The organism is Mesorhizobium sp. B2-4-19, from assembly GCF_006441315.1.
In the GTDB taxonomy this organism is placed as follows: domain Bacteria; phylum Pseudomonadota; class Alphaproteobacteria; order Rhizobiales; family Rhizobiaceae; genus Mesorhizobium.
Genome location: NZ_VFUV01000001.1, coordinates 56,400 through 71,387, shown reverse-complemented (window position 1 = coordinate 71,387; position 14,988 = coordinate 56,400). Strand labels below are relative to the sequence as shown.

Genomic DNA, 14,988 nt, shown 5'->3' with positions numbered 1-14,988 from the left:
CCCGCCTCACCGTGGACCTGGGGGACGATGAAGCCGTCCAATTGTCGGATATATTGGCACGCGCCAGGCATCTGCTAAGCGGAGCGCCAGCATCCGAACGCAGCTGAATTGCCTAGTTCCCCCGCGCCGCCGCCAGCGCGCCCGGCAATTCCTCGGCAAAGATATCCAGTTCGTGGTCGAGGCCGACGCTGACGCGAATGCAGCGGTCGAGTCCTGGCGCCATCGGCTTGCGGATGAACACATCACGTGACAGCAGGCCTTGCAGCACTTTCAGCGCGAAGGGGCCGTCATGGCCGCAGTCGATGGTGACGAAATTGGTCGCCGAGGCCAGCGGCTTCAACCCGTTGTGCTCAGCGATATCAGCGATGCGCCGGCGCCCGGCGGCCACCCGCGCCACCACCGTCTCGAGATAGGCCTGGTCGGCGAGCGCCTCGACGCCGGCGATCTGCGCCATGCGGCTTACGCCGTAGTGGTTGCGGATCTTCTCGAAGTCGCGGATCACCTGGGCCTCTGCCACCGCATAGCCGCAGCGTATCCCGGCAAGCCCATAAGCCTTTGAAAAGGTTCGCATGCGGATGACGTTCGGCCGCGAGATGTCGATCGGCGGCAGGGCCGAGGCCGGCCCCAATTCGCCATAGGCCTCGTCGAGCACCAGCATGGTGGTTTCCGGCAAAGCCTCGATGAAGCGGATGATTTCGCCAGCCTCCCACCAACTGCCCATCGGGTTGTCCGGGTTGGACAGATAGACCAATGGTGCCTTCTCCTTGACGACCGCCTTAAGCAAACCATCCAGGCTTTCGCGGTCGTTCTCGTAAGGGACTGTCACCAGCCGCCCGCCGACGCCGGCAATATGGAAGTTGAAGGTCGGATAGGCGCCGAGCGAGGTGACCACGGCATCGCCAGGCGCCACATACATGCGCGCCACCAGGCTGAGCAGCCCGTCGATGCCTTCGCCGACAACGACGTTCTCGACCGCCACGTCGTGATGCGCGGCAGCCGCGACCTTCAGCTCGTAATTGTCGGGATCGCAATACATCCACTGGTCGCGCGCCACCCGCTCCATGCGGGCGATGACGCGTGGCGATGGGCCAAAACTGCTCTCATTGGCGCCGATGCGGGCACGAAAAGCCCGCCCGCGCTCCCGCTCCTGCGCTTCCGGGCCGACAAAAGGCACGGTCGAGGGAAGTGCTGCGATAAGCGGCGAAAGGGCAGGGCGCAGACGCATGATGGAAGCTCGCTTGGAAAAAGGGACTTCTTGCTAGCGTGGCCGGGCTGGCGGTGCAAGCACCCGCGGTTTCCAGCCGCAGCGCTGGATTCCGTCGCCTCTTTTTGCTAGCGAAGGACCATGAACAATCGTCTGCCGCCCGCATGGTCCAAACACATCAAGCCTGGCCCCATGCCGAAGCCAAATCTGTCGACGGCAAAGTCGCTTTCACCTGGGCAGGCCGATGAAGCGCTGCTGAAACAGGCCTACGCTCTCCAGCAGGCCAAGCGCCTCAACGAAGCACAGGACCTGTGCCTTCGAGTTCTGTCGCGCACGCCGAATCACCCGCTTGCCCTGTATATACTGGGGACCATTTGCCTGGGTTATGAGGATGAGGCGGCTTTGCGATATTTCGCGCGAGCGGTCGATGCGGAACCCAAGAATCCCTATTACCATCTCGGTCTGGCCTCGGCCTATGTGAAGGTAAGCGAGTATTCGCCAGCGATAAAGCATATGCAGTATGCCTTGGAATTGCAGCCAGGCCTTATCGAGGCGCTTTGTGCATTGGGGGATGCTTATGTTGATTTTGACAAGCCCGAGATGGCTTTGCCGCTGTACGAGAAGGCGCTGAAAATCAATCGGGATCATCCAAAGGTGCGGATCGGATTGGCCCGTGCGCTCACCAGTGTGGGACGCATGGATGAAGCCGCCGGGTACCTCCATGAGGCAATCGAACGTCGCATCGCTGTGCCGACAGCCTACAACGATCTTGTGCAGACGCAAAAATTCGCCGAAGAGCCAAGGGAACTCGAATCCATCCTTGGTGAACTCGAAAATCCCAAGCTTGATCGGGACGGTGCCGAAAAGCTCCATCTCGCGGCCGGCAAGGTGCTGAACGACCTCAAGCGCTATAAGGATGCGTTCGCGCATTTCAACAAGTCGAAAAAGGCCTCAGGCCGCAACTTCGATATCGGTCGATACCGTCTCTGGATCGATTCGTTGATTGAGACCTTCACGCCGGAAATGCTGGCTGCCAGGACCGGTTTTGGGAATCCTTCCGAGGTTCCGGTGTTCGTGGTCGGCATGCCGCGCTCGGGAACGACGCTTACGGAACAGATTTGCGCAAGTCATCCCGATGTTCACGGCGCGGGCGAACTTATGAAGCTTAGGCGGGTCGCGAATGCGATCGGACTGAGAAAGTCGTCGGCCGGAGATCTGAACCAGGCGATCGCATCGATCACAAAAAACCTGTCTGGAACATTGGCCGAAGAGCACCTGACTTATCTGAGCGAGCGGGCACCTGCCGCACGTCGGATCGTGGATAAGATGCCGCACAATTTCGAATTGATCGGTTTGATCGGCCTTCTTTTCCCCAACGCGCGCATCATTCATTGCCGTCGTGATGCTATCGACAATTGCGTCTCTTGCTTTGTCCTAAGGTTCGGCGAGGGGCACAGCTACAACACCGACCTGAGGACGCTTGGCCTGTATTACCGCGAATATGACCGGCTGATGCAGCATTGGAACAAGATTTTCCCAGGCTTGATCTTTGAGAATCGCTACGAGACGCTCGTTGACGATCAGGAAGCGCAGTCGCGCCGGCTTATAGACTATCTCGGTCTGCCCTGGGACGACGCCTGCCTTCGCTTTTTCGACAGGGATGGTTCGGTCAACACGCCCAGCCGCTGGCAGGTGCGTCAGCCGATCTACAAATCTTCCGTCAAGCGCTGGAAGAATTATGAAAGCGAGATTCAGCCGCTGATTGAAGCGCTTGGCGACCTGGCGGATACCTGATCATAACGCGCAATTTGCGCGCCGTGATTGGTGTACATATGGCGTCGGCGACTTTCGTTGTCGACGCTGAAAACCGAGGCAAAGGACCTTTAATCTACCCCGCCGAAAAGTCAGATCTTATGGATTCGATTGGTTTTTTTGCTGGCCAAGGCTGATGGGCAATCGACTGCCGCCGGCCTGGCCCAAGCACCTGAAAATTTCGCCCGGACGGAGATCCTGCGGCCGAAAATCGCCTCCGGCATCGATTTGCCGATGAAGCCCCTGCCGGAGCGCGTCGCCGACCCGCGCGCGCAATAGCTGGCTCGAATTCGGTTGCATGGAAGCGTTGTGTCAGCGTGTGACCCTGCACGAAAGCTCTCTGGGTGCCGTCGGCACTAACAAGGCTCTGGCCGCGCGACATGTGACGGAGCTGCCTATCGGCTGAGTCATCAGACTAAACTGTCAGAGGCGCGGCCTCGGTTCTTCGACCCTGTCAATTTTTTACAAGAAGGCCTCGGCCTCGCGAAGGCATCGCGGCACCTTCGACGAGCCCATGAAAAAACCCGGCGGTTGCCCGCCGGGTTTCGATTTCGACAAGGCGAAATCTATTAGAACGAACGCTGGAAGCGGAGGATACCGCCGACGTTGCTCTTCTTGTCGGCGCCGAACCAGCCCTTGGCGAGGTCGTCGCTGCCGACGTTCTGGTAGTCGACTTCGGCCGTGACGGTGAAGCCGGGAACGACGTCATACGCGATGTTGGCTGCGATGCCGAGGTTCTTCCAGTCGTCATACGACACCTGAGCGTTGAACGAGGTCTTCTCGTTGAACTTGTAGGTGCCACCGCCCCACACTGCCCAGTTGCCGCCCCACTGCTTGTACATGGCGCGGCCACCGGCAAACCCGGTCGTCGGAGAATCGCCAATGTTGTTATCGGCGCCGTAGCCGCCCATGATGAACAGCGACAGTTCATTCGAGACATTCACGTCCAAGCGGACCTTGCCGGACACTTCTTCGTAGTTGCTGTCATAAGCAACAACACCGGTGATCGCGCCCCAGCCCTGAGTCCACTTCACACCGCCGACGACATGCGGAACGTAGCTGTCGATCGAGTAGGCGCCGTAGCCTTCTTCCAACGAGACCACTGCCGAGAAGCCGTTGCCGGCGTCGAAGTAGTACTGGACGACGTTGGTGTCAAAGCCGCCGTAGGGAACAATCGTATCCTGGATGACATTGCCGGCGTAGCCGATGAACGTATCGAACGCCGATTCGTCCTTACCAACACGCAGGCCGCCGAGCTGGATCCAGGCGAAGTTCAGCGAGGTACCCTTGTTGTGGCCCTGCCAGTTAGTGTTGAGGCCGCTCGTATAGTCGCCCGTGTTGTTGCCGAAGTTGAAGCGGGTTTCGGTGTAGGTCTTCAACGTGCCGAGTTCGGTTTCCTGGCCGGTCCAGGTCTTCAGCGTGAAGCGAGCCTGCTTGTAGTAGGTGTCGTGGCTGCCATCACCCATGTGGTCCGGAACGTTGTTGACGCCATCGTTGGTGCCATGGTCGCCCACGCCGATGTCGTAACGGACGTAGCCGCCGATGCGCAGGCAGGTTTCGGTGCCGGGGATGTAGAAGTAGCCAGCGCCGTAGACGTCGCAAATCTTGACGTATTCAGCGGGTTCCGGCTCGGCGACGACGACGGCGTCGGCGGCGCGCGCACCGGAAACTGCGATCAGGGCCGCAGCGGAGCCGAGAAGAAGGCTCTTGATGTTCATTTTCTGACCTCCAGTCAAAAGTTAAAAAACGGGTCTGGGTATTCTTTGCTGAAGGACAGCGTTCCCTGCCCCATCCCCACTACCGAAAAAGATGCGCACCGCGCCGCTCCTTCGAACTCGACATTACCCATGAGGCGGCGGCGTTCAACAACGATCGTACCGGCGAAAGGGCTGTTCGGCTGCTATCCCCCAGCGTTGTTGCACAAATGACACGATTTGGCCTCACTCAGAAAGCTCTCGTTAACCATTCGGCCGCCGCAACCGCTTGTTTCCAGCCGAATCCGGCGCTCAGCCGACGGAATCATGGCACGGCCGCGAGTCGCCGGCCAGGAGTTGCCTTAGAACCGCCGCACCAGCGAACGCCGTCAGCTCGGTGGATCCTTATTTTTCCATATTAATGACGCGGGCTTGTTGATTGTGCCGGCGCTTTTCTTTATCCAGCGGCGCAACGGAGAGGTGGCCGAGTGGTCGAAGGCGCTCCCCTGCTAAGGGAGTAGAGGTCAAAAGCTTCTCGTGGGTTCGAATCCCATCCTCTCCGCCATTTTTGCCTCCCGCGAGGCAGAGAATAGACAATCTCCCAACAATAACAATTCGATAGCCAGAAGCGGAGCCACTCCAATGGTGCCGTGGATCTCCCTGCAGGGCACCATTTCGTTCGATTCTGACTGGAGGTCAGAAAATGAACATCAAGAGCCTTCTTCTCGGCTCCGCTGCGGCCCTGATCGCAGTTTCCGGTGCGCGCGCCGCCGACGCCGTCGTCGTCGCCGAGCCGGAACCCGCTGAATACGTCAAGATTTGCGACGTCTACGGCGCTGGCTACTTCTACATCCCCGGCACCGAAACCTGCCTGCGCATCGGCGGCTACGTCCGTTACGACATCGGTGCCGGCAAAGTTAACGGCCTTACGGACGTCAACGATCGTTCGGATCCTGGCTCGCTCAACGACACTTTCTACAAGCACGCTCGCTTCACGCTGAAGACCTGGACTGGCCAGGAAACCGAGCTCGGCACGTTGAAGACCTACACCGAAACCCGCTTCAACTGGGAAACCCAAGTTGACGCCGCTAACTATGCCGTGGCTGCCGGCAGGGGCGTCTCGCTGAATTTCGCCTGGATTCAGCTCGGCGGTTTCCGCGTTGGTAAGGACGAGTCGGCCTGGGTCACGTTCAGCGGTTACGCTGGCAACGTCATCGACGACTCGCTCGTTGGCTACGGCGGCGACTTCGACACCGGCGTGGTGCAGTACTATTTCGATGCTGGCAACGGCTTCTCGGCGGTGGTCTCGCTCGAAGACGGTGCTGGTGTTAACACCGTCGACAGCTATATTCCGCATGTCGTCGGCGGCGTGAAGTACACGCAGGGCTGGGGCTCGATCAGCGCGACCGGCGTCTATGACAGCGTGTGGGAAGAGTGGGGCGCCAAGGTTCGCTTGGATGTGAACGCCACCAATGAACTGTCGCTGTTCGCCATGGCCAACTACGGCACCGACGACAACATCAACCACAATTCCTTCAAGAACTGGGATGGCAACTGGGCCCTCTTCGGCGGCGGCACTTACAAGTTCAACGAGAAGACTTCGTTCAACGCGCAGGTCTCCTACGATGAAGGCAAGAGCCTCGGCGTGGCCGCGAATATCGCTTACGACATCGTGCCCGGCTTCACGATCATCGGTGAAGTTGACTACGTCAATCGTAAGGCCTTTACGGACAGCCAGGGACTTGTTGTCCGCGCTGCTGACAGCGACGGCTTCGGCGGTATCCTCCGCTTCCAGCGCTCATTCTAAGGGCTGGTTCCTTACAGGTGAAATCCAGCCCGGGCGCACAACCGCCCGGGCTGTTTTGTTTCGTGACTGGGCTTTGGGCAAACAGAAGGAACAGGGGGAACGGTAGCTGAATTGAAGTCTGCGGAACGGTTTCGTGGGATTCGCCGCCAGGTGGATGAAATTGTTTTGTCGGACAAAAACTCTTGAAAGGACGCTTCCAAGTGGGCTAGGTCTGACCTATCCACTCGGGGGGTGTGGCTAATAATGACAAACGAAGCGATTCAAGAGGGGTATCCCTCTGATCATTTTGCGGTGTTTTCTTCTCATAACTCCAAGATAAAATACACGTTCGACAAGATCAGAGAAGTAAAGTCGCATAGGGTCGGAGATCTTTTTTCAGCATACCGGGATATATTGTGGGATGATGGGCGGCATAAGTACAATGTCAGCTCGTTCATTGGCGAAATAGACGAGATCCTCCTCGGGGAGCGTTTCAGCGCCTTTGACCAGAGTACCCTTGATAACCTTATCGGCACCTTGCGCCAGCGCGGCAACAGCAACGCAACCATCAATCGAAAGATGGCTGCCCTCAGCAAACTGCTGCGCAAGGCTTACAAGATGGGGGATATCCATAGCCTGCCCGAGTTCCGCCGCCAGAAGGAGCGGGCGGGACGGATTCGCTTCCTCGAGCGGGATGAAGAGGCAAGGCTGTTCGCCGCCATCAGGAGCCGCAGCGAGGATGCCTATAGGCTTTCCGTCTTCCTGGTCGACAGCGGCTGCCGTCTTGGCGAAGCACTCGGACTGATCTGGAACGATATCCAGGAACGTCGCGTCTCCTTCTGGATCACCAAATCCGGCCGCAGCCGCACCATTCCGATGACGGAACGGGTCAAGGAGGTCATCAAGCTGCCTCCGACCGAAGGCCGCCGGCCCAAAGGTCCGTTCACCAAGCTCAGCCAGGCGCAATATCGTGCCATCTGGAACGACGCGAAGGCTGAAGTCGGTCTTGGCGCCGACGATCAGGTGGTCCCGCACATATTGCGCCATACCTGTGCCTCCCGTCTTGTCCAGGGCGGAATCGACATCAGGCGCGTGCAGATGTGGCTCGGCCATCAGACCTTGTCGATGACCATGCGATACGCGCATCTGGCCACCAATGATCTCGACGGCTGTGTCACCGTGCTCGAGACGCCTCGGGTGTGTGGAGGGACCAACAGCGTTGAAAGCTCCGCATTTTCGTCGCCGCTGACCACGCCTTCGGCCTCGAAGCCGGCGCGCAAATCGAAGAGCGAAGCGGTAAAGGCCGGCGGTAAAGGCTCCAAGGCAAACTAGCTCCGCGCCGAGCTTCCCAATTGATCGCGCGGGTCGGCGCTGCCGCTCGCCTGCCTGACTGCATCCTCTCTCCCCGTGTATAGTGATGGGGAGAGGGCGCTTTCATTGCCGGTCTCGCAATCGCCGGCGTTGCAGGATGAGTTGAGAAAGTTGCGGCCGGCGCCATTCTCAGCTCGGCATATAGGCCGAGCTCATCATCGATGGTTCGCCAATTGTCGGCGATGCAAAGGCCAGCCGTTTTCTCCTCGTCTCCGTACGGAGAGGTAAGGATCGGTCCGCGCGCGGAGGAAAAGCCAATCGGCTTATGAAGTCATGAAGTCAGGATTATTTGAATTTTCAAGCCCCTGAAGTTTGCTCTGAACCGCTCTGCAGTCCCGCACTGTCGAGAAACGCGCCAATTGAGTCGGGCAAGCCGCCGGTTTCAAGGAAAGGGGCGTGGCCTTGGCCCTCGACGATGATCGCTTCCATCATCGGATGGCGCTGGCGCATCTGCTCCAGAGTTTCAGGCGACAACAGCCTGGAATTGGCGCCACGGATGGTGAGCAGGGGAATGGCTGCCAACGCCTCGAACTGCGGCCACAGCGCCGGCAATGGCTGTGACAGGTCAAGATTGGCGACCGTATCGACCAGTTTCGGATCAAAATCCGGCAACAACCCTTGAGCCGTCTCGCGGTACAGCGCTCCCACCATCCGCGTCCAGTCGGCGTCGGTGAGCTTGGAAAAATCCTTGCCGTGAACGCTGCGCTGAGCATCCATCGCCTCGGTGAAGGTTTTCGGCTTCGACGTGCGTTCGAGGTAGGACTGGATATGGGCGAGGCCGGCCGGCTCGATCACCGGCCCGATGTCGTTGAGAACAATGGCCTTCAGCACGGCCGGCCGCAGCGCGCCAAGCACATGGATGATCAGCCCGCCGCGTGAGGTGCCGATGAAGGCCGCTTCCTCGATGCCAAGCGCGGCCAGCCCGGCAAGGATGTCGCTGGCCTCGACGCCGACATTGTAGTGGCTGACATCGGGATCGTGGGCCGACTGTCCGCGTCCGCGATAGTCGAAGGCGACCACTTGGCGCGGTATCGGGGATCGCGCCGAAAGATAAAGTGCCAGCTCATGAAAATCCCGCGCGTTGCGGGTCAGGCCGGGCAGGCAGATGACCGGCCAATGTCCGGACTTCGCTTCGCCATAGAGGCGGGCATGAAGTCTCAGCCCGTCTGGCGCGGTGTAGAAGAAGTCGGGAAGTGTCGAGGGATCATCAGTCATCTAGAAAAGAAATCGACCAGCAACACGGCCAGCTCCGCTAAAATTGCAAGAAGGATGGCTGTTTCGATCCATACTTCGACCAGATAGTTTCGATGTTCGATCAGTCTATCATTAGCGAGCTCGTAGAGGTCCTCACCGACCTCGATCGCGTCGTCAAGCGTGCGGACACGAGATATGAGGTCGGCCTGTAATGCAAGCTCACCAAAGAGCCTTCTTGTTGCCGTGGAGAGCTTAGGTTCCGGGCGCTGCAAAGCGATGTCCATCCGAGCCACAAAAATGCGTGCGGTCTGAAACTGCCGGGTCATCTGGTTGACGCGGCACTGCTCACGCAACGCGATACGCCGAACGTCGTGTGTGAGAGCGACGTCGTTTGTCATCGACTGCCATGTTGTTTCCAGACGCGACTCCTCGGCCGATAGAGCGCCATAAACATGTGAAAAGACGGCCGCCGCCGCAAGACAGTCTTCGGCTGCCTGGATGGGCGCGAAGGCCAGACCTCGCCGACCTCGCCAGACAAGGCGTACATTTCGACCCGACACGTCCAGATAAGGTGCCGTTGTATCGCCCTGTAGCACCCAGGTCTCAAATTCCTTCTGGACGTCAAAAGGCGTCTCGATCCCTGGTAACAGATGGACGAATGTCAGAATCGTCTCCTTATCCGACGGTGCCGGTACGCCGCTCAGTGGCTCCCGCATGAGTTCAAGTGAAGTGGGTTGTTGAAGCGTGAGCCAGACATTGCTGTCACCAGGGGTGGCCTGCCTGAGACGCCAGATCGCGGGTTTGTACGCCTCCGGTGACGTCATATGGCGGTCAATCGGACAAGGCCGGTAAAATCTGGCCGAATGGTTGTTCTTCCGCGATATCGGGAGGCTCGACAAAAGCTACATCGTCCTCGAGGATTGGACCAGGCAGATCGAGCAGAAACCGGGTTTCCTTGCAGTGGCTGAAGCTGGCTTTGATGAAGTCCCCCGTGGCGTGGTCGAGCCATTCTGAGCCGAGGCGGGCCAAGATCGCCCTATCAAGCGCATCGGAACCGAAATCGTGAGGGGAGACGCTTTGCGAGGCGATCAAAAATCCCCAACTGCCGAGAAAAGATGGAACGCATGTCTTGTAGCTGTGCACTTCCGCGAAGACGGTTCGAAGCGTGCGCAAAAGAGCGCAATGGGCCTTGTAGTCCGCAAAGGAAAATTCGAGCCCTTGCACGACGAGGATACCACCCGCACGCAGATGTCCGTGTGCAAGCTCGTAAAATTGTCGCGTGTAGAGACGCTGCGCCGGCCCGTTTTCAAGCATGTCCACGACGTCTATGATGATGATATCGAACTTCGCGTCGGTCTCCTCGAGATAGCGTCGTCCATCCATATAAAGCAACGTCGCCCGCGGGTCTTCGAATGCGCCGCAGTGCCAGGTTGGCATCTGGTCACGGCAGACCGCGACAACCTCCCGATCAATATCGATCATCACAGCGCTGCCAACCGACCGGTGCGCCAGGACCTCCCTCAGAGTCGCTCCTTCTCCGCCGCCGACGATCAGCACGTCGCGCGGATTGTCGTGCATCAAAAGCGCCGGCTGTACGAGCATCTCGTGGTACAGAGCCTCGTCTTCGGCAGAACTTTGAATTGCGCCGTCCAGGAACAGAGCGCGTCCGAAATTGTAAGTGTCGGCAATTACGATGTCCTGGAACTGCGTTCGTCCCGTATATACAATGCTCTTTACGCGATAATTGTATTCGTCAAATGGGTCGGCGTCTTCGCGGACGAAGATCCCGCCGGATCCAAGCGAACGCGGGTCTTCGGCCTCGACGTAGAAATGACCGGGCGGTAGAGGTGGCAAAGGATACGGCCGCAACGGTACGTCGCCAGTTATTTGCTGAAAATCTTGGCGGACCGGCATTCTATTCCTCAATCTGCGGGACAAGGGCCACGTTTGTAATGGCAAATTCAGTCTATGGCATCCAAACCGCGGGTCAGGTCCAGTACCCGCGCGCGCTTTGGACGGAAAGCCATTGACAAGGCAGGCAGACAAGCGAGGGGATTACAGACACCGCACATAAAGATGTCGAGTGCCGCATAGCATTCGATAGGCCAAGTATGGATAGAAATATGGCTCTCGGCCAGCATCGCAAATGCAGTGACACCACCGGAAGGTGTGAACACATGGTGGTGCAGTGCGAGGAGTTGCGCTTTGGCGTCCTCGGCTGCCTGGCGCAGGACCTGCAGAACAAAAGCGGCGTTGTCGAGACCAACCGCTTCGTGAAATTCAACGATAAGATGCCGCCCCGGTAGGCTCCCCGGCGCTTCCAGGCGGCTAGCTATATTCTCCGGTATCGGGAACGGCGGATCATACGCTCCTGAACGCCAGCAATGCACAGTATAACTATCCCGTCGCGGCACAGAAGCGACAGGTCCAGCCAACAGCATCTGTCCCACCCGCGCAAGCTGTTGCATTCAATCAACGACGATAAAACTTGGCCTATCTTTGTCAAGGATCGCGTGCCGCCCATGAAACGACGGTGCGAGCCCGCAGCGTCAAGGTATGAGCCCGCCTGCGTCCGCAAAAGATCGTGGTCAGGCCTATGATCCCCAATCTTTCGGTCAACTCCGCCCGTTCACGAGGTCGCCGACGATGTCGTATTTGCCGGAAATACGCATCTTGTAGACCTCGTAATTCTCCATCACGCGCTGGACGTAACTTCTTGTTTCCGTGTAGGGAATCCGCTCGATCCAGTCCACCACCGCATCGATGTCCTTGCCGCGCGGGTCGCCGTATTTCGCCACCCACTGGCTGGCCCGGTTGGGGCCGGCATTGTAGCCGGCGAAGGTCAGCACATAGGAGCCGTTGAAGCGATCGAGCTGCTCGCCGAGGAAGGCCGAGCCGAGTGTGGCGTTGTAGCCGGCGTCGGTGGTCAGCCGTGCCTGTGAAAACTGCAACCCGGCCTTCTTCGCCAGTTGCTTGGCGGTTCCCGGCATCAGCTGCAGCAGCCCGCGCGCGCCGGCGCTGGATACGGCACCGATGTTGAATTCGCTCTCCTGGCGGGCAATCGCATAGGCCAGCGCCTTGCCCGAGCCGGAAATATTGGCCGAATCAGGAATGACGCCGAGCGGATGCGACAGCGCGCCGACATCGATGCCGCGCGCGCCGGCGATCTTGCCGACCTTCAGCGCCATGAAATGGTTGCCTTGCTTTTCGGCAAGGACAGCAAGCAGCGCCAGTTCGCCCGGGCTGGTCAACTGGCCGGCAAGGTCGCGATAGAGCGTTTCGGCATAGCGATCATAGCCTGCCTCCTGCAGCCGCTTGATCGCGCTGACAGCCTCGCGGGCGGCAAAATTCTGCCGGTCGGCGGCACTGGGCGTGGGATAGGCGATGTTGAGCGCCTGCCGGCCGACACGTTCGGCGGCAAGCTGCCCGTAAAAGGTCGTGCCATAATTGGCGGCGCGCCCAAAATAGTCCTTGGCGTTGCCGGGACCGCCGACTTCCGCGGCACGGCCGAGCCAGTAATAGGCGCGCGACAGGGTCATCGGCCCTTGGGCAAGGTCGGCGATGCGCGAAAAATGCGTCGCGGCAAGCTTAGGGTCGCTGAGGCCACGCAGTGCATACCAGCCGGCATGGAACTCGGCCTCGGCCGCATTGGCTGCACTTTCGGCGGCATGCGTGGCGACAATCTTGTACGCCGTCTTCATGTCGCCCTGGTCGACAAGTTCGCGCGACAGCACCCGGCGCTCGACCCACCAGGCGTCCGGGTCGACCAGAGCCTCGCGGTCCGTCGGCGCCTTCATCACCATGGCGGCGGCGCCGGCAAAATCCTCCTGCTTGCGCAGATATTCGGCCTGCGCGAAGAAATAGCCGGCAGAACGCTGGGATGCCGGGACGGCCTTCAGCAGCTTGAACGCATTCTTGTCGCCCCTGTCGGCCGCGGCCCAGGCCTCGGCAAACGGCTGGGCGCCGGCAAGACCGGCAATGCGCAGCGCGGAATTCACCCGGTCGGCATAGAACATGCGGTCCATGCGAAAACGGTGGTCGGCAGCAGGGATAAGACCGCCGAATTCCTTGATCAGCGACGTCTCGTCCTTGGCTTCCAGGACCGTGGTGCGCCAGAACGGCGACAGCACCGAGCGTGCCGCCTTGACATTGCCCGTCGCCACATAGGCGCGGGCGAGAACCATGACGCCTTCGAATGTCTGCGGCTGGCTGCCGTCGAACGCCGCAATGACGATGTCGGGAGCGGGGTTTTCTCGATAGAGCGCCCGCTCGCTGTTCTTGCGCAAGGCAATGGTGCCCGGCCAGTTGGGCAGCATCTTCGCGGCGGCGGCGATGTCGCCGCTCGGAACCTTGTCGCCGCCGTAAAGTGCGATCGCCCAGGCCAGTATGTGCTGGTCGAGCGATTGAGCGGGAAGCGCATCGCGCACACCGCGAGCCCCAGGAATATCACCGGCCGCCAGCGCGTCCAGCCCGCTCTTCAGCAGCAAGACGCTGGGCGAGGGGGCCTGCTGCGCACTGTCCTGCGGGTTCGGCATCGGGATCGCCGCGGTGGCCCGCGCATCCACGCTGCCACTGATCGCCACACCGGGCATCAGCGCGGCGATGGCGCCAAGCAGCGCGAAGAGGTGGGGCCGACGGGTCGGCATGGTCTCGTGTCTTCCTTGGTTCAGCATTCTACCAGCAGGCGAAGATGCCACGAAGCCTAAACTTAGGTCGTGAAGGGCTCGTAAACAAAGAGTTATCAAGGCTGTTCGAATTGCGCTTGCTGGCACCATGGCAATGCTTGCCGCGCAACCATGTCGAGACTATGGTGCGCCGCTTCGCTTTCGGTTAGAAGGCGCGCACGACAAACTGATCGACAAAACACCGATGCATGTCGCCCAAATTGGATACCGGTTTTGGGACGACGACATGCATAAACAAACAAGTCCCAAGGAGTTGGACGACATGCTGAGAGGCTCGCTTACTGCGCTCGTGACACCGTTCGAAAAGAGCGGGCGTTTCGACGAGAAAGCCTTTCGCGCCTTTGTCGAATGGCAGCTCGCGGAAGGCACGACCGGCTTGGTTCCCGTTGGCACCACTGGCGAGTCGCCGACGCTGTCGCACGATGAGCATCGCCATGTCGTCAAGGTCTGCATCGAGGTGGCCAAGGGCCGCGCTCCGGTCGTCGCCGGCGCCGGTTCCAACAACACGGCGGAAGCCGTCGGCCTCGTGCAATATGCCGAAAAGGCCGGCGCCGATGCCGCCCTGGTCGTCACGCCCTATTACAACAAGCCGACGCAGCGCGGCCTCTACGAGCATTTCGCCGCCGTCGCCAGGGCGACCAAGCTTCCGATCATCATCTACAACATCCCGCCGCGTTCGGTGATCGACATGATGCCGGAGACGATGGGCCGGCTGGCTCACGACTTCAAGAACATCGTCGGCGTCAAGGACGCGACCGGCAAGGTCGAGCGTGTGTCCGAGCAGCGCATGACCTGCGGCAAGGATTTCATCCAGCTTTCCGGCGAGGACGCCTCGGCGCTCGGCTTCAACGCCCATGGCGGCGTCGGCTGCATTTCGGTGACTTCGAACGTCGCACCGCGGCTATGCGCCGAATTCCAGGAGGCGACGCTTTCCGGCGACAGCGCCAAGGCGCTGGAATTGCAGGATCGTCTCTTGCCCCTGCACAAGGCGATCTTCCTGGAGCCCGGCGTGTCCGGCGCCAAATACGCGCTGTCGAAGCTGGGCAAGGTCGAGAATGTGATGCGGTCGCCGCTGGTCACAGTCGAGGAGTCGACCGCGGCGAAGATCGATGCGGCCATGAAGCACGCCGGCTTGATTAATTAGCGAGCCCGTTTGGAAACTCCACTCCTGCGGCCAACTGAAGGCGCCACCTGCGCTTCCGGTGCTCACGTACTATATGTACGCTCCGCTCCGGTTCTCGG

At 59.8% G+C, this 14,988-nt stretch carries 12 protein-coding genes and 1 tRNA gene; 6 read left to right on the top strand and 7 right to left on the bottom strand.

Going from position 1 to position 14,988, the window contains the following annotated elements; all coding sequences use genetic code 11:
* Positions 1 to 112: 112 nt before the first annotated feature.
* Positions 113 to 1,225: a pyridoxal phosphate-dependent aminotransferase gene (locus FJ546_RS00360; protein ID WP_140887218.1), complete on the bottom strand. Its 1,113-nt coding sequence runs from the start codon at positions 1,223 to 1,225 to the stop codon at positions 113 to 115.
* Between the two features lie 120 nt (positions 1,226 to 1,345).
* Between FJ546_RS00360 and FJ546_RS00355 the strand changes: the two genes are divergently transcribed.
* Together FJ546_RS00355 and FJ546_RS31050 are read left to right on the top strand one after the other, a co-directional pair.
* The gene (locus tag FJ546_RS00355; RefSeq protein ID WP_140887216.1) at positions 1,346 to 2,998 is read left to right on the top strand and encodes a sulfotransferase; all 1,653 of its coding nucleotides are present in this window, start codon (positions 1,346 to 1,348) and stop codon (positions 2,996 to 2,998) included.
* Between the two features lie 138 nt (positions 2,999 to 3,136).
* On the top strand, positions 3,137 to 3,295 hold the full coding sequence (locus FJ546_RS31050; RefSeq protein ID WP_181167761.1) for a hypothetical protein: 159 nt from the start codon (positions 3,137 to 3,139) through the stop codon (positions 3,293 to 3,295).
* A 290-nt stretch (positions 3,296 to 3,585) separates the two neighbouring features.
* On the opposite strand, the gene FJ546_RS00350 is transcribed toward FJ546_RS31050, so the two are convergent.
* Positions 3,586 to 4,734, bottom strand: coding sequence for a porin (locus tag FJ546_RS00350; protein WP_140887215.1), 1,149 nt, complete (start codon positions 4,732 to 4,734; stop codon positions 3,586 to 3,588).
* 450 nt (positions 4,735 to 5,184) lie between these two features.
* Here FJ546_RS00350 and FJ546_RS00345 point away from each other — a divergent pair.
* The 3 genes from FJ546_RS00345 to FJ546_RS00335 all read left to right on the top strand — a co-directional run bounded on the left by FJ546_RS00345 (position 5,185) and on the right by FJ546_RS00335 (position 7,828).
* Positions 5,185 to 5,275, top strand: a tRNA-Ser gene (locus FJ546_RS00345).
* Between the two features lie 138 nt (positions 5,276 to 5,413).
* A complete protein-coding gene (locus FJ546_RS00340) occupies positions 5,414 to 6,517 on the top strand; it encodes a porin (protein ID WP_140887213.1) in 1,104 nt (367 codons plus the stop codon).
* A gap of 243 nt (positions 6,518 to 6,760) precedes the next feature.
* Positions 6,761 to 7,828, top strand: coding sequence for a site-specific integrase (locus tag FJ546_RS00335; RefSeq protein ID WP_246686703.1), 1,068 nt, complete (start codon positions 6,761 to 6,763; stop codon positions 7,826 to 7,828).
* A 336-nt stretch (positions 7,829 to 8,164) separates the two neighbouring features.
* On the opposite strand, the gene FJ546_RS00330 is transcribed toward FJ546_RS00335, so the two are convergent.
* The 5 genes from FJ546_RS00330 to FJ546_RS00310 all read right to left on the bottom strand — a co-directional run bounded on the left by FJ546_RS00330 (position 8,165) and on the right by FJ546_RS00310 (position 13,707).
* On the bottom strand, positions 8,165 to 9,082 hold the full coding sequence (locus FJ546_RS00330; RefSeq protein ID WP_140887211.1) for an alpha/beta hydrolase: 918 nt from the start codon (positions 9,080 to 9,082) through the stop codon (positions 8,165 to 8,167).
* Positions 9,079 to 9,885, bottom strand: a complete 807-nt coding sequence (locus FJ546_RS00325) for a hypothetical protein (protein WP_140887210.1) — start codon at positions 9,883 to 9,885, stop codon at positions 9,079 to 9,081. The genes FJ546_RS00330 and FJ546_RS00325 overlap by 4 nt, the downstream gene beginning before the upstream one ends.
* Positions 9,886 to 9,892: 7 nt before the next feature.
* Positions 9,893 to 10,975 carry a fused MFS/spermidine synthase gene (locus FJ546_RS00320; protein ID WP_140887208.1) on the bottom strand — a complete coding sequence of 361 codons (1,083 nt, stop codon included), beginning with the start codon at positions 10,973 to 10,975 and terminating at the stop codon, positions 9,893 to 9,895.
* Between the two features lie 47 nt (positions 10,976 to 11,022).
* Positions 11,023 to 11,529: an adenosylmethionine decarboxylase gene (gene speD / locus FJ546_RS00315; RefSeq protein ID WP_140887207.1), complete on the bottom strand. Its 507-nt coding sequence runs from the start codon at positions 11,527 to 11,529 to the stop codon at positions 11,023 to 11,025.
* Between the two features lie 147 nt (positions 11,530 to 11,676).
* Positions 11,677 to 13,707, bottom strand: coding sequence for a lytic transglycosylase domain-containing protein (locus FJ546_RS00310; protein ID WP_140887205.1), 2,031 nt, complete (start codon positions 13,705 to 13,707; stop codon positions 11,677 to 11,679).
* 301 nt (positions 13,708 to 14,008) lie between these two features.
* On the opposite strand from FJ546_RS00310, the gene dapA reads away from it, so the two are divergent.
* Positions 14,009 to 14,890 (top strand): 4-hydroxy-tetrahydrodipicolinate synthase, encoded by an 882-nt coding sequence (gene dapA / locus FJ546_RS00305; RefSeq protein ID WP_140888007.1) that lies wholly within the window; start codon positions 14,009 to 14,011, stop codon positions 14,888 to 14,890.
* The last annotated feature ends 98 nt before the right edge of the window (positions 14,891 to 14,988 follow it).

Coding starts and splice junctions, on each gene's coding strand:
- FJ546_RS00360 (WP_140887218.1), bottom strand. CDS start 1,225: ATGCGTCTGCGCCCTGCCCTTTCGCCGCTTATCGCAGCACTTCCCTCG.
- FJ546_RS00355 (WP_140887216.1), top strand. CDS start 1,346: ATGAACAATCGTCTGCCGCCCGCATGGTCCAAACACATCAAGCCTGGC.
- FJ546_RS00350 (WP_140887215.1), bottom strand. CDS start 4,734: ATGAACATCAAGAGCCTTCTTCTCGGCTCCGCTGCGGCCCTGATCGCA.
- FJ546_RS00340 (WP_140887213.1), top strand. CDS start 5,414: ATGAACATCAAGAGCCTTCTTCTCGGCTCCGCTGCGGCCCTGATCGCA.
- FJ546_RS00335 (WP_246686703.1), top strand. CDS start 6,761: ATGACAAACGAAGCGATTCAAGAGGGGTATCCCTCTGATCATTTTGCG.
- FJ546_RS00330 (WP_140887211.1), bottom strand. CDS start 9,082: ATGACTGATGATCCCTCGACACTTCCCGACTTCTTCTACACCGCGCCA.
- FJ546_RS00325 (WP_140887210.1), bottom strand. CDS start 9,885: ATGACGTCACCGGAGGCGTACAAACCCGCGATCTGGCGTCTCAGGCAG.
- FJ546_RS00320 (WP_140887208.1), bottom strand. CDS start 10,975: ATGCCGGTCCGCCAAGATTTTCAGCAAATAACTGGCGACGTACCGTTG.
- speD (WP_140887207.1), bottom strand. CDS start 11,529: ATGCAACAGCTTGCGCGGGTGGGACAGATGCTGTTGGCTGGACCTGTC.
- FJ546_RS00310 (WP_140887205.1), bottom strand. CDS start 13,707: ATGCCGACCCGTCGGCCCCACCTCTTCGCGCTGCTTGGCGCCATCGCC.
- dapA (WP_140888007.1), top strand. CDS start 14,009: ATGCTGAGAGGCTCGCTTACTGCGCTCGTGACACCGTTCGAAAAGAGC.